24 protein-coding genes, 2 tRNA genes and 1 other RNA gene are annotated in these 23,612 nt (G+C 48.4%); 18 read left to right on the top strand and 9 right to left on the bottom strand.

What is annotated here, in order from left to right:
- Nucleotides 1-182 precede the first annotated feature (182 nt).
- Nucleotides 183-590 (top strand): hypothetical protein, encoded by a 408-nt coding sequence (locus Q7J08_RS00735; RefSeq protein WP_304909783.1) that lies wholly within the window; start codon nucleotides 183-185, stop codon nucleotides 588-590.
- A 63-nt stretch (nucleotides 591-653) separates the two neighbouring features.
- Nucleotides 654-830 carry a hypothetical protein gene (locus Q7J08_RS00730; RefSeq protein WP_304909782.1) on the top strand — a complete coding sequence of 59 codons (177 nt, stop codon included), beginning with the start codon at nucleotides 654-656 and terminating at the stop codon, nucleotides 828-830.
- Nucleotides 831-1,284: 454 nt separating this feature from the next.
- Here Q7J08_RS00730 and Q7J08_RS00725 read toward each other — a convergent pair whose 3' ends face one another.
- From Q7J08_RS00725 to glnA, 4 genes are all read right to left on the bottom strand, one after another.
- Nucleotides 1,285-3,150, bottom strand: a complete 1,866-nt coding sequence (locus Q7J08_RS00725; RefSeq protein WP_304909781.1) for an ABC transporter ATP-binding protein — start codon at nucleotides 3,148-3,150, stop codon at nucleotides 1,285-1,287.
- Between the two features lie 53 nt (nucleotides 3,151-3,203).
- Entirely contained in the window at nucleotides 3,204-4,940 is a 1,737-nt protein-coding gene (locus Q7J08_RS00720; RefSeq protein ID WP_304909780.1) for an ABC transporter ATP-binding protein, read from the bottom strand.
- On the bottom strand, nucleotides 4,937-5,380 hold the full coding sequence (locus tag Q7J08_RS00715; RefSeq protein ID WP_304909779.1) for a MarR family winged helix-turn-helix transcriptional regulator: 444 nt from the start codon (nucleotides 5,378-5,380) through the stop codon (nucleotides 4,937-4,939). Before Q7J08_RS00715 ends, Q7J08_RS00720 begins: the two co-directional genes overlap by 4 nt.
- Before the next feature lie 132 nt (nucleotides 5,381-5,512).
- Entirely contained in the window at nucleotides 5,513-6,898 is a 1,386-nt protein-coding gene (glnA, locus tag Q7J08_RS00710) for a type I glutamate--ammonia ligase (protein ID WP_304909778.1), read from the bottom strand.
- Nucleotides 6,899-7,015: 117 nt separating this feature from the next.
- On the opposite strand from glnA, the gene Q7J08_RS00705 reads away from it, so the two are divergent.
- The 6 genes from Q7J08_RS00705 to Q7J08_RS00680 all read left to right on the top strand — a co-directional run bounded on the left by Q7J08_RS00705 (nucleotide 7,016) and on the right by Q7J08_RS00680 (nucleotide 11,392).
- Entirely contained in the window at nucleotides 7,016-7,417 is a 402-nt protein-coding gene (locus tag Q7J08_RS00705) for a pyridoxamine 5'-phosphate oxidase family protein (RefSeq protein WP_304909777.1), read from the top strand.
- 131 nt (nucleotides 7,418-7,548) lie between these two features.
- Nucleotides 7,549-8,190 (top strand): DUF2150 family protein, encoded by a 642-nt coding sequence (locus tag Q7J08_RS00700; protein ID WP_304909776.1) that lies wholly within the window; start codon nucleotides 7,549-7,551, stop codon nucleotides 8,188-8,190.
- On the top strand, nucleotides 8,187-8,639 hold the full coding sequence (locus Q7J08_RS00695; RefSeq protein ID WP_304909775.1) for a DUF5814 domain-containing protein: 453 nt from the start codon (nucleotides 8,187-8,189) through the stop codon (nucleotides 8,637-8,639). The genes Q7J08_RS00700 and Q7J08_RS00695 overlap by 4 nt, the downstream gene beginning before the upstream one ends.
- An 84-nt stretch (nucleotides 8,640-8,723) precedes the next feature.
- A complete protein-coding gene (locus Q7J08_RS00690; RefSeq protein ID WP_304909774.1) occupies nucleotides 8,724-9,227 on the top strand; it encodes a hypothetical protein in 504 nt (167 codons plus the stop codon).
- A 2-nt stretch (nucleotides 9,228-9,229) separates the two neighbouring features.
- Nucleotides 9,230-10,414 carry a M20 family metallopeptidase gene (locus Q7J08_RS00685; RefSeq protein ID WP_304909773.1) on the top strand — a complete coding sequence of 395 codons (1,185 nt, stop codon included), beginning with the start codon at nucleotides 9,230-9,232 and terminating at the stop codon, nucleotides 10,412-10,414.
- 3 nt (nucleotides 10,415-10,417) lie between these two features.
- Nucleotides 10,418-11,392 (top strand): archaeosine biosynthesis radical SAM protein RaSEA, encoded by a 975-nt coding sequence (locus Q7J08_RS00680; protein ID WP_304909772.1) that lies wholly within the window; start codon nucleotides 10,418-10,420, stop codon nucleotides 11,390-11,392.
- Between the two features lie 14 nt (nucleotides 11,393-11,406).
- Here the strand turns inward: Q7J08_RS00680 and map are convergent, their stop codons facing one another.
- Together map and Q7J08_RS00670 are read right to left on the bottom strand one after the other, a co-directional pair.
- Entirely contained in the window at nucleotides 11,407-12,282 is an 876-nt protein-coding gene (map, locus tag Q7J08_RS00675; RefSeq protein ID WP_304909771.1) for a type II methionyl aminopeptidase, read from the bottom strand.
- Nucleotides 12,283-12,286: 4 nt separating this feature from the next.
- A complete protein-coding gene (locus Q7J08_RS00670) occupies nucleotides 12,287-13,420 on the bottom strand; it encodes a Xaa-Pro peptidase family protein (RefSeq protein ID WP_304909770.1) in 1,134 nt (377 codons plus the stop codon).
- A 65-nt stretch (nucleotides 13,421-13,485) separates the two neighbouring features.
- Between Q7J08_RS00670 and Q7J08_RS00665 the strand changes: the two genes are divergently transcribed.
- The 6 genes from Q7J08_RS00665 (at nucleotide 13,486) to Q7J08_RS00640 (ending at nucleotide 16,075) form a co-directional block, all read left to right on the top strand.
- The gene (locus Q7J08_RS00665; RefSeq protein WP_304909769.1) at nucleotides 13,486-13,839 is read left to right on the top strand and encodes a hypothetical protein; all 354 of its coding nucleotides are present in this window, start codon (nucleotides 13,486-13,488) and stop codon (nucleotides 13,837-13,839) included.
- 2 nt (nucleotides 13,840-13,841) lie between these two features.
- Entirely contained in the window at nucleotides 13,842-14,144 is a 303-nt protein-coding gene (locus tag Q7J08_RS00660) for a hypothetical protein (RefSeq protein ID WP_304909768.1), read from the top strand.
- 45 nt (nucleotides 14,145-14,189) lie between these two features.
- Nucleotides 14,190-14,262 (top strand) — tRNA-Asn (locus tag Q7J08_RS00655).
- Nucleotides 14,263-14,437: 175 nt separating this feature from the next.
- Nucleotides 14,438-14,509: transfer RNA gene (locus tag Q7J08_RS00650), tRNA-Ile, on the top strand.
- 281 nt (nucleotides 14,510-14,790) lie between these two features.
- Nucleotides 14,791-15,103, top strand: an RNA gene (ffs, locus tag Q7J08_RS00645) — signal recognition particle sRNA.
- An 18-nt stretch (nucleotides 15,104-15,121) separates the two neighbouring features.
- A complete protein-coding gene (locus Q7J08_RS00640) occupies nucleotides 15,122-16,075 on the top strand; it encodes a malate dehydrogenase (protein ID WP_304909767.1) in 954 nt (317 codons plus the stop codon).
- 46 nt (nucleotides 16,076-16,121) lie between these two features.
- On the opposite strand, the gene radB is transcribed toward Q7J08_RS00640, so the two are convergent.
- Together radB and larC are read right to left on the bottom strand one after the other, a co-directional pair.
- The gene (gene radB, locus Q7J08_RS00635; RefSeq protein ID WP_304909766.1) at nucleotides 16,122-16,796 is read right to left on the bottom strand and encodes a DNA repair and recombination protein RadB; all 675 of its coding nucleotides are present in this window, start codon (nucleotides 16,794-16,796) and stop codon (nucleotides 16,122-16,124) included.
- Nucleotides 16,781-17,944, bottom strand: coding sequence for a nickel pincer cofactor biosynthesis protein LarC (gene larC, locus Q7J08_RS00630; protein WP_304909765.1), 1,164 nt, complete (start codon nucleotides 17,942-17,944; stop codon nucleotides 16,781-16,783). The genes radB and larC overlap by 16 nt, the downstream gene beginning before the upstream one ends.
- A 175-nt stretch (nucleotides 17,945-18,119) precedes the next feature.
- On the opposite strand from larC, the gene Q7J08_RS00625 reads away from it, so the two are divergent.
- From Q7J08_RS00625 to Q7J08_RS00610, 4 genes are all read left to right on the top strand, one after another.
- Complete coding sequence (locus tag Q7J08_RS00625) at nucleotides 18,120-19,124, top strand: nitrogen fixation protein NifH (RefSeq protein ID WP_304909764.1); 1,005 nt, start codon at nucleotides 18,120-18,122, stop codon at nucleotides 19,122-19,124.
- 214 nt (nucleotides 19,125-19,338) lie between these two features.
- Nucleotides 19,339-20,382, top strand: coding sequence for a flippase-like domain-containing protein (locus Q7J08_RS00620; RefSeq protein WP_304909763.1), 1,044 nt, complete (start codon nucleotides 19,339-19,341; stop codon nucleotides 20,380-20,382).
- A gap of 36 nt (nucleotides 20,383-20,418) precedes the next feature.
- Nucleotides 20,419-21,462 carry a flippase-like domain-containing protein gene (locus Q7J08_RS00615; protein WP_304909762.1) on the top strand — a complete coding sequence of 348 codons (1,044 nt, stop codon included), beginning with the start codon at nucleotides 20,419-20,421 and terminating at the stop codon, nucleotides 21,460-21,462.
- Complete coding sequence (locus Q7J08_RS00610; protein WP_304909761.1) at nucleotides 21,455-22,276, top strand: FkbM family methyltransferase; 822 nt, start codon at nucleotides 21,455-21,457, stop codon at nucleotides 22,274-22,276. Before Q7J08_RS00615 ends, Q7J08_RS00610 begins: the two co-directional genes overlap by 8 nt.
- A gap of 13 nt (nucleotides 22,277-22,289) precedes the next feature.
- Here the strand turns inward: Q7J08_RS00610 and Q7J08_RS00605 are convergent, their stop codons facing one another.
- Nucleotides 22,290-23,552: a hemolysin family protein gene (locus Q7J08_RS00605; protein ID WP_304909760.1), complete on the bottom strand. Its 1,263-nt coding sequence runs from the start codon at nucleotides 23,550-23,552 to the stop codon at nucleotides 22,290-22,292.
- Nucleotides 23,553-23,612: the final 60 nt, after the last annotated feature.

Genomic DNA, 23,612 nt, shown 5'->3' with positions numbered 1-23,612 from the left:
CTCACTCAATGAGCACCCCATTTCCACCAAAAGTCGAGGCATTATCGCTTCGCAAATCAGAGATTTGCTCGGCTGAGGTCGTCGACTTCGTCGCCAACCCGCCATCGCGCGGGTGGGGGTTTATATTGCGTTAAATCATAGATTGATTACACGTTCGGAGATGCCCGGACAGGAAGTCAGATATGATGAATGATATTCCCCCAACACTTCTGAAACAACCAAAGCCGCTCTTTTTCAAAAAAAATGTATATTCAGGCTGGCTCTATGCAAACGGGAAAGAGATCCGGAAAATCCAGCTTGATCTGATGAAGGAAGGTGAGATATTAGAAGAAAGGTCCCTGCGCTCCAGGAGCCTGCTCGATGAAGTGACCTATCTGAAAGCGTTGGTCAGGGTTCTTGAGGGAGATCTCGCAAAAACGGAGAAGAGCTCGGCAGGGTTTCTGTCAGAGCTGGGGGTGGATGTCGAGGTACGGGAGCTGGAGAGGGAAACTGCGCAGGATGAGGATGAGTTGGAAGAGGTGCTAAATACGCTGTTAAAATGCAAGAATCATGATTCAAATGCGAATGGAGGCCTAGATGCGTACCGATAATATTTTATGCGGAGTTTCAACTCTTCGGATTTTCCGAAGAGTTCGAAGCGGGGGTATGTGTGTATGAAGACTGAGGTGATTGCCCGACTGCATAGGAATTTTGAGGATTTTGTGCATGAGATGGATGGAGTCGAGTTCTGGTATGGGCGTGATCTGAAGGATCTTCTTGGGTATGCTGAATGGAGAAATTTTGAGCAGGTTATTGAAAAAGCCAAGATTTCGTGTGAATCAGCAAAATGAGCCGTATCTCATCATTTTGTTGACGTCATCAATATGATACCCGCGGGAAAAAAGCCCGAGTCAAAGGGAAAAGCGCAGCTTAATGGTTCTCGGTGCTTTTTCCTCATCCATCCGCACCCGGTCATACCTCCCGACGGATAATCAAGCTTCACATTTGCACCCCCTCATCACTCACTGAGCACCCCGTATCCGCAAAAAACCGGGGCATTATCGCACCGCGCGGTTAGGGGTTAATATCATTCAGAATCAAATCAGGATAGTGAGGGCAGAAGGGGATGGTTGGCCCCCTGTCCGATCGATCTGCAGCGGTTTTAGCGTTTTCCCGTTCAGATCGAAAATAATGTCGTGTAGTTTCAACTTTTACTCGGACCGTGCCGCCCCTTCCCTATTATGAGGAGGGAAGGGGCATCTTTTTTTTCAGGAGATCTTCGTTTTTCAAAAAATAAAAAAATACTTATTCCAGTTCGAACGCACCAGTATACAACTGATAATACTTTCCCTTTTCGGAGATCAGCTCCTCATGACTGCCGCGTTCGATGATCTTTCCTGACTCAAGGACCATTATAACATCTGCATTATGCACCGTCGAAAGACGGTGCGCAATAACAAAGACGGTTCTTCCTTTCATAAGGGAATCCATACCTGCCTGGACAATTGCCTCGGTTCGCGTATCGATACTCGATGTTGCCTCATCCATGATCATCACCGGGGGATTTGCCACCGCAGCCCGCGCAATAGATAAAAGCTGCCGTTGACCCTGGGACAGGCTGCCCCCATCTCCTTCAAGGACCGTATCATACCCTTCCGGCAGCCGGGAGATAAAATCATGTGCGTTCGAAAGACGTGCCGCCGCATACACCTCTTCATCCGTCGCATCCAGCTTCCCGTACCTGATGTTTTCCCGGACTGTCCCCGTAAACAGATTCGTATCCTGTAATACGATACCAAGCGAACGTCTCAGATCAGCTTTTTTGATCTTCTTCACATTGATGCCGTCATAGAAGATCTCGCCTTCCTGCACATCATAAAACCGGTTGATCAGATTGGTGATCGTCGTTTTCCCGGCGCCCGTAGCCCCGACAAACGCCACCTTCTGACCCGGCCGTGCATACACGGACACATCATGCAGGACATTCTTGTCCGGCGTATAGCCGAAACTCACATCGCGAAGTTGAACATCCCCCTCAAGTTTTGTATACACCGGAGCTCCATCTTTGATTTCCTTCCAAGCCCAGATGCCCGTATATGCCGGCGCCTCGGTAAGGACAGTTCCCTCATACCGTGCATTGACGAGCGTAACATCTCCGGCATCCTCCTCCACCGGCTCATCCATCAGCTTGAAGATCCGCTCGGCTCCGGCCAAGGCCATAACGACCGAACTCAACTGCTGGGACACCTGACTGATCGGCATCATAAAACTCTTACTCAGTTGTAAAAAGGCAGCGATCCCGCCAAGCGTCAAACCGCCGACTCCGCTTATCGCCAAAGCCCCACCTACGATCGCCACAAGAACATACTGGATATTTCCGATATTTACTACGACCGGCATGAAAATATTCGCAAACTTGTTGGCAGACGTCGCATGCCCGCAGAGCTGATCGTTCATAACATCAAACTCTGCTTTGACCTTCTCTTCATGACAGAAAACCTTGATGACCTTCTGCCCGTTGATCATCTCCTCAATAAACCCGTTCACTTCACCGAGCGATTTCTGCTGACGAACAAAGTGGGTCGCACTCCTTCCCCCAATGTTTTTCATAACAAAGAAGAGCACGATCACCATAAATACAACGAGGATCGTCAGGGGACCGCTCGTATAAACCATTGCGCAGAACACTAAAATGATAGTCACTATCGAAGAAAACACCTGGGGAACGCTCTGTGAAAGCATCTGATGGAGGGTTTCCGTATCGTTCGTGTAATGACTCATCGTGTCACCGAACTGATGAGTGTCGAAGTATTTGATCGGTAACTTCTCCATATGAGCAAACATCTCATCACGAATCCGCTTCATGGCACCCTGGGAAATGATGACCATGAGTCTGCTGTAGATAAGTGTCGAAAGAACACCACAGAGGTAGATAAGCCCCATGAAGAGGATCGCCTGCAGTAAGGCAGTGAAGACAGGATTTTCCATCCCGATAAGCGGCGTGATGTAATCATCGATAAGCACTTCGAGGAAGAGCGAACCTATGACTCCTGCAAGTGTGCTTAAAATGATACAGATGACAACGACAACGAGAGTGGCCTTATAAGTCCCTGGAAGATATGAAAGAAGACGTTTTAAGGTCTTTTTCACATCATTGGGTTTGCGTCCCACTACCGGTATCCCGGGACGCTGCGGACCTTTCGAACTCGGACCCATAGGAGGCATTATGTCTCACCTCCCTTCTGCTGTGTCGAATAGACCTCCTGATAGATCGGATTGGTTAACAGAAGTTCTGCATGTGTTCCTACCGCATTGATATGACCCCCATCCATCACGATGATCTTATCTGCATCCACGACCGAGGAAAATCTCTGCGTGATGATGATTTTCGTGGTGCCGGGGATCTCTGTCATAAGCGCCTGACGGATATGTGCATCCGTCTTTGTATCGACAGCGCTCGTAGAATCATCCAGAATAAGGATCTTCGGTTTCTTCAACAGAGCACGGGCGATACATAACCTCTGCTTCTGCCCGCCGGATACATTTGAACCGCCCTGTTCAATTCGGGTATCATATTTTTCGGGAAGCTTCTGAATAAATTCATCCGCACAGGCAAGTTTACTGACACGAACCAGCTCCTCATCCGATGCATCCGGATTACCCCATCTGAGATTATCTTTGATGGTTCCTGAGAAGAGCACGTTCTTCTGCAGAACTACAGCGACCTGATCACGAAGAGTAGTTATATCATAATCTCTGACATCAACCCCCCCCACAAGAACAGAACCGCCGGTCACATCATAGAGCCGCGGGATCAACTGGACCAGAGTCGTCTTGGAACTGCCCGTCCCGCCGAGGATTCCGATGGTCTCGCCCGATTTTATCTCCAGATTGATCTTCTGAAGACATGTCCGTTCAGCATCGGTGGAGTAACTGAAGTCGACATCACGGAAGCTTATATCTCCGTTTTTAACGAGGAACACCGGATCTTCCGGATTTTTCAGATCACTCTGTTCGTCAAGGACCTCAACGATTCTTCTTGCAGATGCACGGGACATGGTGATCATGACGAAAACCATGGCAAGCATCATCAGACTCATCAGGATCTGCATGGTGTAGGCAAACAGACTGACCAGTTCACCCGTGGTCAAAGTCCCAGCAACGATAAACTGGGCCCCAAACCACGAGACAAGAAGGATCGCCGCATACACTATGAACTGCATAAGAGGGCTGACAAACGCAAGAAGTTTTTCAGCATGTGAAAAGTATCCGTAGATATCTTTTGAAACGCCTTTGAACTTTTCCACCTCATATTCATCACGGACGTAGGATTTTACGACCCGGATACCTCTGAGATTTTCCTGAACGACTTTGTTCAGCCGGTCAAATGTTTTGAATACTTTCTCAAATATGGGCTGGACCTTGATGATAATAAGATACATACCAACGGTGAGGATCGGTATCAGCACAAGGAAGATGACAGATAGTTGGGGATTGATCCACATCACCATGAGGTAGGAAAGGATCAGCATCAGAGGACAGCGTACCGCGACCCGGATGATCATCTGGTAAGCATTCTGTACATTGGTAACGTCGGTGGTGAGCCTCGTCACGATACTTGACGTCGAAAATTTGTCGATGTTCGCAAACGAGAAGCTCTGAACATTATAGAAAATATCATGCCGAAGATTGTGTGCAAATCCGGCTGATGCGGATGCTGCAAACTTTCCGGCGAGAACCCCGAATATGAGCGAGAGTATCGCTGATATGAATAACGCAAGACCAAGCCGGAGGATGATACCCATATTGCCTCCGGTGATTCCGTCGTCGATGAGGCTCGCAAGAATCAACGGGATGATGACCTCCATTACCACCTCAAGTCCGACAAACGCAGGTGTAAGCAGACTGTCTTTTTTAAACTCGCGGATCGAACCCACAAGGCGCTCTATGATATGATTCATACCTGTTCCTCCAGATTGACTTTCATTTTCCAAATTATGGAACGGAAAACGGCCAGTTCCTCTGTAGAGATCCCTTTGGTAAGACGTTTTTCCAGTTCGAATACATTAAGTTTTGCCTGCTTACTGATAGTGTGTGCTTTTTCTGTGAGCACGATTTTTTTGAGTCGCGCATCATAGTCGACCGGCTCTCTGGTGATGAGCCCGTTCTTTTCCATGAGCTGGAGGATCCCTGTGGCCGTGGAGCGTCTGATGGAATATTTTGTCTCGATATCCTTTTGAAAAACATCGCTCTTCGCTTCATGATAAATATAGCCGATTATCTGGATCTGAGTGCCGGTGATATTTTTCAGAGGCCCCTGAGCAGCAGCACTGTCCAGATTTCGTTTAATATAGTTTGAAAGGATCTTGATCAAGATCGCTATCGGAAGTCTGTCATCCATGTACAAATTAGTTAGGTCGCTAACAATATATACATTATCAGTTTATTTTCCGACCGTAACATTACTTTGACCGCGGTCATACCACTATTCTGAGTGAGCAGATAAAATGTAAAAAAAAGTGTTGAGTATTAATCAGTATGTCGCAAGGTAGCGTTTGATCTCCCAGTCTGTGATAGACTTGGAGAAATCCGCCCACTCCATCTCGCCAATGCGGTTTATCTGGGCCACTACGTGTTCACCAAGAACACTGCAGAGGAGCGGATCGTTCATCAGAGCGGTGTTTGCCTCATGAAGGCTCCAGGGAAGACAGCGGATACCTTCTGCCGTACGTTCCGCGGCGCTCATTCTGAAAATATTTTTGTCAACGCTCTCCGGAGGTTCGATCTTCTGGGTAATACCCTCTAAACCTGCTGCAAGCATCACGGCAAATGTCAGATACGGGTTACAGGTCGGATCAGGACTGCGCAGTTCGGCGCGGGTACTTTTTCCTCGGGACGAAGGAACTCTGATAAGAGCAGAACGGTTCATTGCGGACCAACCAACATACACCGGAGCCTCATATCCGGGGATAAGCCGCTTGTATGAGTTTACCGTAGGGTTTGCGACACGAGTGATCGCATCGATGTGTTTGAGAATTCCTGCAATGAAATGACGGGCAGTATCGGAGAGCTGGTGTTCTCCCTCGGGATCGTAAAATGCATTTTCCCCGTCCTTCATCAGAGAACAGTTCACGTGCATACCTGAACCGTTGATACCGTAGATCGGTTTCGGCATGAAGGTTGCGTGAAGACCGCGTTGTAGAGCCAGGGTTTTTGCGACGAATTTGAAGGTAACTACCTTATCGGCCATGGAAAGAGCATTCCCGTAGGTGAAATCGATCTCGTGCTGGGAAGGAGCCACCTCGTGATGAGCTGCCTCAATATTGAATCCCATTTCTGAAAGTGAGGTAACAAGATCGCGGCGGACATCCTCTCCGGGATCGGTCGGCGTCTGATCGAAGTAGCCCCCACGATCCTGGAGTTCCACCGACGGATGACCATTCACCATTCTAAAGAGGAAAAACTCCATCTCCGGACCGACATTGAAGGTATATCCAAGCTTTTCCGCTTTCTCCAGCTGCTGACGCAGAATAAAACGCGGATCCCCGGCGAACGGTTCACCGCGGGTCGTGTAGACATTGCAGATGAATCTCGCGACACGATATTTTTCATCCGACCAGGGGATGATCTGATATGTCTCCGGTTCAGGCCGAAGCACCATATCCGACTCTTCCAGTCGCGCAAACCCCTGAATAGAAGAACCGTCAAAACTAATACCTTCAGTTAAGGCTTTCTTCATTTGTTTCGTCGGAATCGCGACATTTTTCGGTTTTCCCTCCATATCTGAGAACTGGAGAAGAACCGACCGTACATTGTCATTCTCAAGCTGAGTGAGAACTGCACCAATTAACTCCGCACGGTCGCCGCCGTGTGAAGCGGCAAGAGAGCCAAAAGGACTTTTACGCTCGTCAGAAACCATGCTCATATATGAGTGGTGATGGATAATAAATGTCAAGTTCGAATCAGGGTCCCGGACCCGGTACAGCACACCAATTTCGGGAAAAATTGACATACCAGAACAACGCATCTTATCATCATGGCATTACTTACTGCAGAACTTAAAGAACAGATTGCCAAAGTCGGAGTATGTCATCTGGTCACCGCATCGAAAGCCGGTGTCCCGAATGCAGCCCCGATGGGCGCGGTCTGGGTCATGGAAAATGACACGGTCTGGATTGCAAATAATTTTATGAACAAAACCATTGCAAACATCAAAGAGAATCCCCAGGTCTCTCTCCTTGTATGGAGCCGTGATATCGGCAACTGTTTCCAGCTGAAAGGTACCGCCGCAGTGGAATCGGGAACTCCTGACCACAAAAAAATGAAGGAGCTTCTTGACGCAAAAAAACCCGGACTGCCGGGAAAAGAACTGGTCAAGATCACCGTGAAAGAGATTTTCACCTGCATGCCCGGACCGGATGCAGGAAAAAAACTTTAACCTTTTTTTATCAGCTCTATTCTGACGGAACGAGCGAGAGGCAGCTCCGGAACAGAAATACAGACATTCCAAATACCATAATCAAACACAAGTTCTATTACCACACTCGACCGAACTATTTGTAATAAAGCATGGCTGCCAAAAAAAGTAAGAAAACAGGTGAGCCGGAATCTGCTCCCAAGCTCTTCTATATCTTCTACAATCAGGAGAGATGGGACAACTGGCTCAAGACCCTCGAAACTGCCGACTGGGCAGGTGACGAGGAGTCGGAAGAGATGCCGGAAGGATTCCGTATCCTGGACGGATTCTCTGATGATATTACCATCGCCGTAATGAAGATCATCCGACTCTGTCAGAATGGAAGAATAACCCTTGAAGATGCAAGAACAAAACTCCGCAGTGTTGAAGAGATCGTCATGGCCGGAGTCCCAGGGGAAGAACTCGCAGAAATCGTTGGATCGATGCAGGTCTCACTCGTAGTCCTCTTTGCCGCAGGGCAGAAGTACCTCGAAGCGATCTATCCGCCTGCAGAAGAGATCAAAAACCTCGTCAAAGAAGGGCGGAAAGTTGTCACAAAAGATCCGGAGAAGGCACTCGACATAGCCTCTTCCATCGGATCTGCCGTCATCAACGGAGCTTCATGCTGCGGAAAATACGTGAAAGACACCGACGAGCCGACACTCTTTGACGAGTGGCTCGTTGAAGTCGAACGGATCGCCGATGCATTGAAATCTCTCAAAGACTTTGATGAGGAAGCCGGAGAAAGTTCGTGATCGCGGGTAGGGCACGGTTTCGATACATAAAAAAATTACAGCGTGCGGCAGGCCACCGTCTACCCGAAAGTGCTTTTCATCCGGCAAATCTGGAAGCGATCACCGGTTCAATGAATATCGATAGTCTGGACCCGGGAGCGCGGGACCAGGTCCTCCGTTTTTTTAAGGATTTTCTCGAATGTAAATGCCGGGACTCACCCCTTTGCGGTTGTCCGGAACGAAAGTTTGTCATCAGTATCCTGGAACTCAGGGAGATGGGTCTTACCCACAAAGAGATCCACCGGCACCTGATCGATGAGTACGGGATCGACCTTTTCCCGGCCGATATCCTGAGTTTTCTTGAAGAATCCGTCCACCTTCTTGAGGCCATCAGAAGTGTGGCAGATCTTGCCGGGCAAAACGACCTGGTGAAACTTTCCGACGAGCAGATCAGAAAAATTTCACGCTGATACCAAGTCCCGGACACGTATCTTTATGTGAGGGCACTTCCCAAAGCCCAACTCTTTTTGTCTTACACACCAAACAAGAATGCTATGTTACCAGAGAAGAACGACTATTCTCAACAGATCGAGTATCTGTATCGTAAATCCCTGATCCTGGAAACACCGTCTGACATGGATCAGGTATTGTACTTTTACTTAATTGACACAATCGCCCACCTGGATTATACCCTCTCATCACTTGCATACAGTTCCGACTCGATAAAATGCACCATGACAGCAGAATATCTGCGTAATCGTGTGGATGTCACGAAAACCGGAGATTATGCTCTCTTCCCCGCATTCATGATCTGGCTCCGGGACGATCACAAAGAACAGTTTGAAGAGACCCCCATTCTCTGGCAACTTATCTATGATCCGGAAGAAGTCTCAGGATACCTTGGGTTCAGAATAGTTCTTGATCCAAACTCAAAGATACCTCTCCCGCCCCAGTTCTTCCATGACATGGCCGATGATCTCTTTAGACTCAAATTCCTCAGGAGCATCTACCCCGAGGGAACACTGGGAAAACTCTTCGCCGAATTCAAAAGGAAATAACTATGAATGTTGCAAAGCTCTGCTCTGACCTGATACAGATACGTAGCGAAAATCCACCCGGCGACACAAGCGAGATCGCCGAATATATCCTTTCCATCATGGAAGGGATCGGAATACCCGGGACGATAACGACCGGACCGGATGGTCACGATAATGTCATATCAAAAGATCAGACCGGGGGACTCCTCCTCAGCGGGCACATAGATGTAGTACCTGCTCTGAATGAAGGATGGGAGTATGCGCCCTATTCCGGGATGATCGATGACACCTACGTGCACGGACGGGGGGCTACCGATATGAAAGGCGGATGCGCCGCTATTCTTTCGGCCATGGCAAGAAAACAGGATGCCGGAGAAGAACATCCGATCTCTCTCGCATTCGTCTGTGATGAAGAGGGCGGGGGGAAATACGGTACGAGATATCTCTTGGAGAAGAACCTCATTCACCCCTGCGATGTTTTAATCGCCGAACCTACACCTGCCCATGCTCCGACGATTGGACAGAAAGGCGTCTGCAGATTCGATGTGGAGTTTATCGGAACGCCGGGTCACTCATCTCTGTATCCGGTTCTCGGCGACAGTGCAGTGATCCAGGCAATGGAGTTTCTTGCCTGGATGAGAGAACTGCACAAACGTGTTTATCCGCAGAGCGAAGAGATGGATAAACTGATTGAGCACTCGGTCCAAATCGCCGGAGAGGGAACAACTACGGATTTCAGCCCGGTCTTCCGGCAGATCATGTATAACCCCGGCATCATTTCAGGAGGGGAACGGGTAAACATCGTCGCTCAGAAATGTTCCCTCATGATGGACATGCGGCTCCCGTGGGGGTGTGACTGTGATGAGGTCTTGAACGAGATCTGCAGCCATGTCCCGAAATCTGCAGTTGTTACCCCGAGGACCAAGGCAAACGCATCAATTACTGCGACCGATTCGTTCCTTGTTCAGAAAACATGCGAAGCCATCAGCGGCGTATACGGGATCGCCTCCCGTCCGATGGTCCAGTGGGCAGCGTCCGATGCGAGGGCACTGCGCCTCGCCGGATTCCGTGCTCTCGAGTATGGACCAGGCGATCTCAGCACCATGCACGGCCTGAATGAACGCGTAATGATCGACCAGCTGAAAAAGTGTGAGGAGATTTACTTCCGCCTCATTGAGAACTACAAAGATACCACACAGGATAGATAAATAATGACAGAACCACGAAAACCTATTGCTTCCTGGAAAGGACAGGACAGATATTTTGGTGAGGTCCTCTCATCACTGACAGGGATCTTCCTTTCCGGAGGCTGCTCCTGGAACCGGTGCAGGATGTGCGGATATAAAAACGACCGCGACACCTGCTCAAAGGATGAACTCATCGACCATATGAAAGGACAGATCCTCTGGATGGACGAGAGTTACTCTCCCGAAGAATACCAGCTTGGAAAGATCTTCACGTCAGGCAGTGTCTTTGACAAAAATGAGGTTCCTCTTGAAGTTCTTGACGGATTCGGCGAATTCTTTGCAGGAAAACCGCTTATCGCTGAGTCAAGATCCGAATATGTAACTGAAGATGCCCTCTCCCGTCTCCTGAAGAGTCTGGATAAAGGCCAGGCACACCCGCTCACGGTCGCGATCGGTCTGGAAACGACGAACGATGCCATTCGGGAAAAGTCGATCGACAAAGGAAACACCTTTGCCGATTTCATCAAAGCTTCCGAGACGGCACATAATGCCGGTGTCGGCATCAAGGCATATCTGATGATGAAACCACTCTTTTTAACCGAAAAAGAGGCATTAGAGGACATGGAGAAATCCATTCGCGAGGTCGCACCCTACGCAGACATGATTTCGATGAACCTCTGCACGATCCAGGGTAGAACGGAACTGGAACACTACTGGCAGAAAGGAGGATTCAGGCCGCCGTATCTCTGGTCTGCTCTGAAAGTGCTTAGGGAAGCGGATGTCCCCGTAGCATGCGATCCGGTCGGCGGAGGATTCAAACGCGGACCGCACAACTGCGGAACATGTGATAAAGAAATCGTTGCTGCGATCAATGAGTATTCTCTTACGGCCGATAAGAGTGTCTTAGATGATGTATGGGAGATTCCCTGTCCTTGCAAAAAAGAGTGGGAGTTCGTTCTTGAGAACGAACGTTCATGGAACCTGCCTCTCACAAAATAATATTTTTCCTTTTTTTATCTGGTAGTGACCAGAGCACCATCTGCGGTCACGATGATCGTGTGCTCGAACTGAGAGACAAATGATTCAGGCACATCCGATAAACTGTGATATACGAAGAGGTTCCCCTGGCGAAGCAGGGTCGGCAGAGCCAGTTCCGCTTTGGGAACATTCAGCCAGCGGCGGGCAAACGGCAAACCATGCATCTCTTCCGCCTTTTTCATGATTTTTCTGCCGGCGGGTGATCTGACCGGCGTATCGCCGACGACCTGATAAATCTCAGCCCTTCCTGCTTCATGGACCAGACCTGAGCCGGTAGACGCGAAAGGTTCGATGGCAATAACCATATCTTCCCTCAGAACAGCGCTGCCGAATCTCCCCGTGTTGGGGATGGAGAGGCCGTGATGAAGGCTATAGCGCGCAAGCGCGTGGCCCGTCAGGTTGATGATCGGCTTGTAGCCGAATGATGTGATCGTTTCTTCGACGACTGCGCCGATATCGCTGACGACGACCTCCGGCGCGACAACATTGATCGCAGCATCAAGAGCTGCGCGTGATGCCTCGCATAATGAAGCATGATCACCAAGATCTACCGTAACGGCAGTGTCCGCGATGTATCCATCAATATGTGTTCCGATATCCAGTTTTATCAGATCCCCTTCTGCAAATATCCGTTCTTCGTCCGGAGAGGCAGTGTCGTGAGCCGCACAGTTATTTAATGAGATATTCGGCGGAAATGAGTGAGACACACCGGCCGATAAGATCTCGTCAAGGACCATATCAAAAATTTCCGCAAGACCAACACCCGGTTTTATTTCAGCAGCGCATTTGTGCAGAACGGTTTTTGCCACCCGGCCCGCTTCTATGTAGGTATCCAATTCGTTATCGATCATAATTCTATAATACTAATTTTTCTTCAAAGCACGTAAAGCTGTCAAATCCATCACTTGTCACGACACCCATATCCTCAAGTCTGACCCCGCCGATTCCCTGATAATAGAGGCCGGGTTCAAGCGTGATAACATGCCCCTCTTTGAGTTCTCCCCCCGACGGGGAAAGGGACGGCGCTTCGTGGATCTCGAGCCCCACACCGTGACCAAGACTATGTGTGAATCCCGAGGATCCTGCCGTTTCGTAACCCTGTGCCTTGAAAAACTCCACGACAGCAGTATAAACTGCGGCCCCGGTGATGCCGGGACGGATCATGGATGCGGCCAGTTCTTTGGCTTTTTGGACCGCATCATACATCCTGATTATCTCATCAGAGGGGGCACCTTTGGATACGGTCCTTGTCATATCAGCAAAATATCCAGTTAGCTCACTCTTGGGGAACACATCCATCACGATAGGCTGGTTTGCATACAGCGGACCAGTCCCCCGCGCATGCGGCATAGATGATGCTTCACCACAGGAGACGATCGTATCAATGTCCTCACAGTTGAACGGACGGAGGGCAAAGTGAATGATATCCCGAATCCTTTCCGAAGTGAGCGGCGCGTCTTCAAGCATCAGAATGCCTCTTTCATCCGGTTCCGATTTTCTGATTGCATCGACAGCTGCACGAGTAGCTATCTCATTTTTTTTCTGAACATAGCGGATCTTCGCGATCTCGTCCTCAGACTTCACACTCCGTATTTCTGCGATAGTCCCGGAATCAATGACCACTTCAGCAACCTCGGTCAGTTTTTGAGCAAATCCTACCGGCATCGAAGGAGGGATAAGAAGGCGCGGACCGGCAAAATTCCGGATCATATGAGCCGTAGCAAGATTTGGATCATGATATTTTTTCAGGAGTTCCGGGAGGCCTGCAGAGATGCGTGTCACTATGCTACATGTTGACTCGTAGCGCGCACGGGTTTCCTCCATCGAAGAGACGATTAATGTCGCGACCCCATCTCTCGAAAATACGTATATATATGGATCAGATGCGAGAAATCCCGAAGCATATCGCATATCCGCATTTTCCGAAGAGTCATATGCAACATATGCATCGCATGAATGTTTTTCCAATTCATCCAAAATCTGCTTCATATTGTCTCATTATTAGCGCTCCAAAGAGATGTAGTTTTTATCTTTGTGACGCTGATGTACTTACAATGGATGACACTGAACAGACTCAGTTTAAGGGAAAATTTACGGTCCTCGTAATCATCTTAAACATTCTGATATTTGCAATAGCTGCGGCAATTGTAGTATTCTTTATCGTCCCGACCTCCCTCTGGGTCAGAATACCGATTGTAATCATCTGCATCGTAATTTCCATAATCAGTCTTGCAGTATTTATTCCTAAATACCGCGCCACCAAAGCTTGGCTTGAGATTCACGGAACTACCAAAGAAGAACGTATTGCCCAGATGCAGAAAGAACAGGATGAATATCGTGCTCAAATTCGCGCAGAACTCGAAGCAGAGATGCGCGAAGAGGAAGAAACCAACAAAAAAGTGGAGTAATAATGCTCAGCAAAATCAATGGAGAAGTAGAACTACTCGAACGCCACCTGTCCGTTATGCGTGTTGTTGCACGTCAGGGTCCGATCGGCATTATGAAACTCACCGAAGAACTCAGCCAGCCGCAGCACAGAATACGGTATTCTCTGCGGGTTTTAGAACAAATGCAGTATGTCAAAGCGACGCCTTCCGGGGCTGTTGCCACGCCCAAAGCCTTTGAGATGCTGACAAACTTTGATCAGGAACTGGAAATCCTTATAAAACATCTCGCGTCTTTGCACCAGGAAAAAAAGACGCTAAAATCATAATCTTTAATACAATGACCCGCCCATGTAATTAGGCAACACAAATGTGCCGCCATAACTCAGTTGGTAGAGTGGCTGGCTGTTAACCAGCATGTCACAGGTTCGAGTCCTGTTGGCGGCGTTTCTTTTTGTTTTTTCTATATTTTTTTATTGAAATAGATATTCCGTACTTTTCCCGATATCAACAAACACCTTTATCTATCAGCATACCAAATATGATATGTTCTTCTGCAAGGGAACAAATTTTGAGGGCGCATGGAGAAATCCATACACCCGTTTTACGTACTTCTCTCTGCGGGCCTGTAGCTTAGTGGTGGAGCGCCCGGCTCATAACCGGGTGGTCGTGGGTTCGAACCCCTCCGGGCCCATGTGTTTGCATTTTAGGCAAAATTGTAGAGCTATTTTTTTGAGCGGCAGGGCGGATCAGTCCGTATGTCTCACACAATCTTACATTATTCCGGATTCGCGCAGAATATCACGAATTGATTTCCATCGCGGGTAGACCAATTCATTAAATGACGTATTCGGAATATATTGAAAATGCGTCCATTCACCCAATAATTCATCATCCCGACAAAGTAGTTGTCACAGGACCGAAATTCCCCGTTCCATACCCTACATCATTTTATTCTCCGGGCATCCCATATATATTGGGACTAGTCCGGGTGGCTTGGCGTCACCTGTAACCTGAAACTGCCAATACGCAGGGGACGAAGTTTGAGGACGGCTGTGTCAGTCCTTCCAATGTTACATGTTCCAACGTTGATACCTTGTCCTGCGAGGTCAGCGGATGTGATGGATACATCCGGAGGGATGTATTTTCTCATTGTTGTGGGCACCGGTTCAGGCCCGGAAGGGAGCAGACCTCACCGTAAACGCATGGCGCCCGCAGGGTTGCGGGGCGGAGAAGGGATGTGTAACAGAAGTTGGATATGTGCTTCCTACCGAGAACGTGTCCCAATTATCTTTTAAGGGTTCTTATGGCAAAAGTGACGATTATCGGTGCAACAGGTCAGGTTGGCTCATATGTAGCACACGCAGTATCGCAGTTTCCGCATGTACAGGAGATGTGCCTGTATGGCAGGCCAGGTAACGAGACCTATCTTGACGGCCTCGCTCATGACATGATGGACTCTTTTGCAGCACGGGGGACGAATACCCGTGTGACGTTTGGCACGACCCCAAAAGAGCTTCGTGGATCGGATATAATCGTTCTTACGTCCGGCGTTCCAAGAAAAGCTACACAGACCCGTCTGGATCTGGCTCTTGAGAATGCACGGATTGTGAAACTGTATGCCGAACAGGTAGGTCGTATGGCACCGGAGGCGATTTTGCTGGTGGTGACAAACCCCGTAGATATCATGACCACGGTCGCCCTGAAATACTCCGGAATGATGCCGCACAGGGTATTTGGTCTTGGAACACATCTTGACTCGATGCGGCTCAAGGCATGTCTCGCAGAATTTTTCAATGTACACGTCAGCGAAGTACATACGAGAATAATTGGTGAACACGGAGATACTATGGTCCCCATGTGGTCTGCAACGACGATCGGCGGTATCCAGATCGATAATCTCCTAGGGGTCGCAAAACTTCCACGGGAAGAGATCATTGAGAGGGTGAAGTCAAGTGGCTCATACATTATTGAGGCAAAGGGAGCAACGGTTTACGGACCAGGCGATGCGATCGCAACACTGGTCAGAACAATCGTCGAGGATGAGAACAGGATGCTCACCATCGCGACCCAGATCCGCCGCGAGGTGTTTGGTCATGAAGGCGTATGCGTAAGCGTGCCGGCACGGATCACCCGGGGCGGTGTATTTCCGATTGGCGTAAAGTTTTCAGAAGAAGAGGAGCGGATGTTTGCGAAATCAGTAAAACTCATCAGAGAAACGACCGAAAACGTCTGTGCTATACTCGACTCAGAATCCTAAAATAAAAAAAAGTTTAATTCATTTTTACACAATTTTCGGTAAGGGATTAGCGATCCCTTACTCCTGTCCCGGTGAGAACAAACTCCCACGATTTTCCTTCAGCCTGGGATCTGTGCTTGAAAACGACCGCACGCCTGAAACCCTCGTGTTTTTCCACCCGTATTATCGCCTTTGAGATGTGTGATAACGCTGTACCCCCAAGCCCGCTCAGTCGATGATGATCGATATCCATGAATACCTGATTCGTTATAACGACCGGAATATCATACCTTTTTGCAATGCCGAGAAGGACCATCATCTGGCGTGAAAGCATCGAAAGAGCGTCCTTGGTATTCATCTGCTCCACACGGTAGAGAGCAGTTGCTGAATCAAGTATGATCATTCCCGCTGTACCGGATTTGATCAGCCGTTCGCACTCAGAAATCATCAGACCCTGTTCAGCAAAGGTCGAAGGCTCAAACACATACAGATGTTTCGCAAACTCATCAGTCGAGTCACCGGCGATCTGTGAGAATCGTTCGATCGAAAATCCTTCTGAATCAATATATACGACCCCTGCACCTTTTCGAAGGACCTCAACCGCTGCCATCAGACAAAGAGTACTCTTTCCCGAACCGGCCTCTCCATAGAACTGGGTGATCATACGAGATTCTATGCCGCCGCCGAGAAGAGTGTCAAGTCCGGCGGCTCCGGTCGATATTTTTTTTACGGCGTCTTCCATGCATCCTCCTCAACGACACGTTTGACGTCTTTGACAGGGATCCCGGCCGAAACAGCGATACGCTGTAGATCTTCAAACTCAGCTTTCCGAGAGTAAATGATACCGTCCATCGAAGCATGCTTGACATCAACAGAGTATACTGCATCGTTGATCACAATATGTTCAGTTGATATCGTCCGGTCAGCAATAAACCGGTGGATCATAGGAATACACCGGATTCCAAGACTGCCTGTCTCGCGTGCAAGGATCTTTGCAAGACGCGCTGAGTCAGCTGGGAGAGAGATGACTCTGATAAGATGGCCGGGTCTGCCCTTTTTCATGATGATCGGAATAACTGAAGCATCGCGTGCCCCTTCATTCATCATGGTCGAAAGAACCGAAGCAATAAGCTCTCCTGAGATGTCGTCAACATTTGTTTCCAGCACATCAACATAGGATCCTTCGTCTTCGGTCTCAATAATATAGGCCAAAAGAACATTCGGATGATCTGAAGGGTCGCGCGTCCCTGCACCGGACCCTGAAGAAATCAGTTTGCCGGTATGAATTTTCGTCCCAAAAATTTCCTGAAAGGTTGCAAGCAGCGCTGCACCGGTTGGCGTGCAAAGTTCGCCTTCAAACGAACCGAGTGATATTGACAGATCAGATGCTTTGAGGATCTCGGCCGTGGCCGGCGCCGGAACCGGCATGATCCCGTGCGAACATTTCAGTGTCCCAGATCCGACAGATACCGGGAGAATATGTACGCCGTCCACCTGTAAGGATAAAAGCGCGGTGACCGAGCCGAGGATATCTGATATTGCGTCGTCGGCCCCTACTTCATGAAAATGGACATGTTCTGTCCGGTGTACCTTTGACTCCGCGACCTGTATTCGGGAAAATACCATCTTTGCAACATGTTTAGCCTTTTCAGGGGCATCTGATTCAGAAATAATTGCAAGAATCTCCTGAAGGTTCCGAGCGGATTTCCCGGTGTTGGTTCTGATATATGTTGCCGGGATTCCCGCACGATTTACTTCGGTTATGTCAGGTGTCGACACTGTCGCAACCGAGCGAAGGACAAAATCTTTGTCTGCCCCGATGCTGAGAAGTGCTCCGAGGATCATATCGCCGGCAGCACCAAAACGGGGATCAAGTAACAGAATACGCATAGAGTATATATGTATTATATCTGCATGTCTGAATAAATATCGCCTTAAGGTACGACAAGACCATATCTGAGGAAAAGTTTCATGAGGTAGGAGACTGTTCAGATAATAAGAGGTCAAACCGCAATGTTGTCTTTTTTGGGATTGGATAAAAAAATGCTTTGGACGTGAGATCATTATGAAAGAGAGTATTGACCCGGATGTTCTGAACTGGCTTCTTGAAAAGGAAGATCCATCTATTCGTTATTTTACGCTCACATCCCTCATGGGAAGAGACCAGGATGACCCAGAAGTGAAAGAAGCTCGGCTGTCCATCATGACGGAGGGGGTCGTCCCAAAAATCATGGCAAGGCAGAATGGAGACGGTTCATGGGGGGATCCTCTGCGATTTTACCGGGACAAATACCAAGGGACATCCTGGACCCTGCTGATTCTGGCGGAACTGGGTGCGAATCCCGATGATCCGGGAATCAGACGGGCGTGCGAGTTCATACTCCGTCATTCCCAGGAGCCGGTGCACGGCGGATTTTCCTATGATACGAGTGAAAAGACCGGGACTGGACTGCCCGGCGGCGTGATCCCGTGCCTTACCGGAAATATGATGTTCAGCCTCGTGAAGCTGGGTTATCAAAACGACCCGAGAGTCACGCAGGCCATCCAATGGATCACGACGTATCAGCGGGCAGATGACGGCATCCTTCAGCCGCCGAAAGGAGAGCTGTATGACCGACGGAAAATGTGCTTCGGAGCTCATTCGTGCCATATGGGGGTTGCCAAAACACTGAAGGGGTTAACTGCTATCCCAAATGACCAGCGAACCATTGAAATCAATGAGACTATTGAAAAGTTGACGGAGTATTTCCTGATACACCATCTCTATAAAAAGAGTCACAATCTTCAGGAAGTTGCCAAACCCGGGTGGCTGAAATTCGGATTCCCTCTCATGTATCAGACCGACATTCTGGAACTGCTCGTTATTTTTCATGAACTAGGAATTCGTGATTCAAGGCTGCAGGATGCCGTTGATATACTAAAAAAGAAGCGTCTGGATAATGGAACTTGGAAACTGGAAAATACTTTCAACGGCAGAACTCTTATCTCAATTGAGAAAAAGGGAGAGCCCTCCAAGTGGGTAACCCTGAGATCTTTGATTGCTTTGAAAGAGTACGGGATCGAAACCTGATTCTCAGCTACACTAATATCGTTGAATCGGAAGTGAGACTTCGGCCCTCATCAAGTCGCAAGTTATTCTACCTTGCTCAAGGATTCGGGGCTTTGCACCTCTCCCTTTCGCAAGGCATTCTGCCTTGCTCATGATCTCGGGTCTCCGACCCTCTATCAACTACAAAACATATATCAGATTCGGTTCAACTAGTAGTCATCATTCTGGGGTAACTATGGATAAATCACAAAAGAGATGGCTGTTTATTTCTCTGGGTATCAGTTTTGTCGTTCTTTTTGTGATGTTGATCCTCACCATTGACACCACCACACTTATTGAACTAGAGAAATGCAATCCGTGGATCATTCTCCTTGCATTTGGCATGCATATAATCTCCCTTGGCTTCTGGGCGCTACGCATCAAACTCATGTGCAGATCGCTCGGCTATAAAGTGCCGTTTATCCATTCATTCAATCTCGTCTGTTCCAATATGTTCCTTGCGTCAGTTACCCCCTCCCAGATCGGCGGTGAACCGGTCAGAGTCTATGAACTCACCAAAGTACATGTTCCCGGTGGAGAAGCTACTGCAGTAGTAATCATGGAGCGAGTATTCGATGCAATCGTGCTTGCAGGGGGGACGGTAATTGGCGTGTTTCTTCTTGGAATGTTTTTTGCCGACCTCAACTTCCCGGAAGCATACATGATCGTTGCGTACATTGGAGCCGGAGTCTTCGCAGGCCTTCTCATCCTATTCCTGATCATTGCCAAAAACCATGCATGGTCAAACAGAGTTGTAAACAAACTGCTTCACCTGCTTGGCCGGAAAAAATCACCGGATGTCATTCAAGAATATCAGAGAAAAATCGACATGCACATGGAAAAATTCTATGCGACACTTCGACACTTCACTGGTAAATCAAAAACAGGAATGTTCTACGGGCTCGTGTTCAGTGCCCTCTACTGGATCAACGAATTTGTGATCGCCTCCGTTCTGATGGTCGGGCTCGGTCTGCCGCCAAACTACATTCTCTCGTTCATCTTCATGATCCTCATTACCGTGATCATGATGATCCCTCTCACACCCGGCGGAGTAGGAATTGCTGAAGTATCCATGGCAGGATTCTACGCCCTGATTATCCCAACTTCTCTAATAGGTGTGTTTGTTCTCTTGTGGCGGCTTATCATGTATTACTTCAATATCGTCATTGGATTCATCGCAAGCATGATAATCGTCCGCCGCGAGTCAAAAACTCAGAAAGATGAGCCGGTAAACCTCTAAATATAAATTCTCAGCAATCAACGTTTATTGAATAGCATGGATGCAAAGCAGAAAAAATTTCTCTGGATCTCAATCGGGTTGTCGCTCGCGGTTCTTCTGATAGTCGTACTTCTGACATTCAACGAAGATACTATCATTGCTATTCAGCAGTTAAATCCATTATATCTGCTTCTTGCATTCATGATACACATGCTTGCCATGTGTTTTTGGGCCGCCAGGATCGTGGTTATGTGCCGATCTCTGGGATACAAAGTACCGTTTGGTCACTCCCTCAATATGGTATGTGCAGGACAACTGGTTGCGGCCATCACTCCCTCACAAATTGGTGGAGAGCCGGTCAGGATCCACGAGCTTTACAAGGCAAATATGCCGGTGGCGGACGCAACGGCAGTGGTCTTGATCGAAAGACTCATGGAAGCTGTCCTCATGGTCCTCGGAGTGATCTTGGCCATGGGACTCTTCTCCTTTGTATACAATAACGGAGAGATCCCGGAAGGTCTGATCATCGCAGCCTGGTGCGGGACGGCATTTTTTACCGGACTTCTGATAATTCTGGTCGCAGTAATGCGAAAACCGGCCCTCATCAAAAAGCTCTCGCTGAAGATCGGGGGGCTGTTTATGAAGAAAATGAACCCCGAAAAGATCGAGAAAATAACCGAACAGATCAATGACGGAGTCGATCAATTCTATAACACGTTCAAGCTCTTTGCCGGAAAAGCTAAGTGGGGACTGTTTATTGGATTTATACTGACATTTTGTCTGTGGGCCTGCGAGTATTCGGTTGCATCGATCATTCTCATGGGACTTGGATATCCGCCGAATGTGCTTTTGTCGATCGTGTTCCAGCTGATCATCGCAGTCATAATGATGGTCCCGTTAACCCCGGGAGCAGCTGGTATTGCGGAACTCGCCTACGCAGGATTTTACTCCCTCATCATCCCAAGTTCAGTTGTTGGACTCTTTGTTGTCCTCCTGCGAATGATCCTGTATTACTCAAATATCATGATCGGCTCTATTGCCAGTTTCCGGATCGTCAAACGTGAAGCAGCAAACAAGAAAGTGATACCCGACGATGCATGAGGTTCCGTTTTTTGACCGTCTACGCTATCAACTGACGAAAAACAGCAGAACAGAAGATTTTTACCGAAATCAATATCGGAAAATCTTCGATAGATATTATATAAAATCGAAAGACTGTCTTGAAATCGGCGGGATCCGGCTGCCTGTCCTTTCCCACGAGACACATCCGACCCGCGAAGAGGCATATTACGCGATGGAGATCGGAGATATTCTCTATCCTGCTCTGCTTGGGAGATATCATTACACCGATGAAGGACCCTACGAATGGGGAGACGTCAGGATCGATACTGGGGATGTGGTATTTGACTGCGGGGCAAATCTTGGAGTGTTTTCCATCCTTGCAGCATCCAAAGGGGCCGAGGTCTATGCATTCGAGCCGATCCGTGAAGCGAGAGGCATTCTCCAGAAAACACTTGAACTCAATCAGGATCTCGCTAATCAGGTGAAAATCATTCCTTACGCAGTCGGTGATACGGCTGGTAACGCCACATTTACAGTCCTCACAGATACACTGGTCGGCTCATCCATGATCTTCGATCAGAAAGGCAGACAGGAAACGGTACCTGTCACCACCATAGATGCTTTTTGTGCAGAAAACTCCCTGACCGTGGATTTCATTAAAGCAGACATAGAAGGATCTGAACGCCGGATGCTCGTCGGAGCACAAGAGACTCTTGCAAAACAGGGACCAAAGATCTCTGTGTGCACGTATCATCTGCCAGATGATCCGCAGGTGATTCGGGACCTTATCCTGAAAGCAAATCCCAGCTACCGGATCGTTGAAAAGTGGAAAAAACTCTACGCAGGGATCTAAAAAAGTAACGGGGTTACTCCCCGCTTATATCCTGATCATCATATTCCGGAGGAGGAAGGATCATTTTGACCTTCAGGATCTGCCTTCCCCGCATCTTGGTTACAACAAGCGTGATGTTTTTCCGGGGAAGCGGGATCGACTCTCCGAGACGGGGGATATGACCCAGTTGAGAGAAGACCAGACCGCCGATCGTTTCATAATTTCCCGGATCCTCTGGGAGGGAAATATCAAACCGGTCATTTAACTGGGCAACACGGACCTGCGCGTCGATCATATACAGACCTTCACCGATCGGAATAATATCTGAGACTTCATCGCCGTCGGATTCATCCATGATATCGCCAACGAGCTCCTCAAGAATGTCTTCGAACGTCACAACACCAGAAAATCCCCCAAACTCATCCAGGATGATCGCCATATGGACACGCCGCACCTGAAGTTCGCGAAGAAGAACATCGATCTTCTTTGATTCAGGCACGCAGTAGACATCAAGCATCAGGGTCTTGACAGAGGCTTTGCGGTTATCTGTCGAGTAGGCATTAAAGAGATCCTTGAAGTTGAGGGTTCCGACGATGTTGTCAGTCTTGTCATGATACACCGGTACACGTGAAAAACCGGTTTCCCTGAAATGTGAAACAGCTTCTTCAAGGGTCACAGTATCCTCGATCACCGCAACATCAGGTCTCGGCGTCATGATCTCTTTTGCCGTTGTATCATTGAACCGGAGAACAGAGTAGATCATCTCCTTCTCTTCCTCTTCGATTGCTCCTTCCATCTCTCCAACATCGATCCATTCACGGATCTCCTCTTCAGTCACTGACGGAGAAGTGTTCTTCTTCCGGAACCGGTCATAAATATAGAAGAACGGTGATAGGAGCTTCGTTAGGAAATAGATTGGTGTTGCAACAAACAGTGCAACACGTTCCAGCTGACGGTTGGCATAGGTCTTTGGACCGATCTCACCAAATACCAGCAGCAGGAGAGTTACAACTCCAGTCGCGATCGCAACCCCGTTGTTCTGGAAAAACTCCAAGGCAACGGCAGTCGCAAGAGCAGCAGCCCCGACGTTTGCGATATTATTACCGATCAGGATCGTAATTAGGAAATGATCCGGCTTATTTTTTAATTTTTCAAGCCGTTTTCCCCGTTTACCGGTGTCGGAAAGTGCACGAACCTTTGCACGGCTAATACCCACAAGGGCAACCTCAGAGGCCGAAAAAAAGGCCGAACAGATCAGCAAGATGATAAAAATGATGATATTCGTATAAACTACCATAACGTCCACGCCGCATATGCGGCAGATCTATTTTTATGTCTGGGAACAGCCATTGGTTAA

The organism is Methanocorpusculum sp. (assembly GCF_030655665.1).
Classification (GTDB): Archaea; Halobacteriota; Methanomicrobia; order Methanomicrobiales; family Methanocorpusculaceae; genus Methanocorpusculum.
Note: the sequence above shows the minus strand (reverse complement) of the source record. Positions and strands in the feature narration are given on the sequence as shown.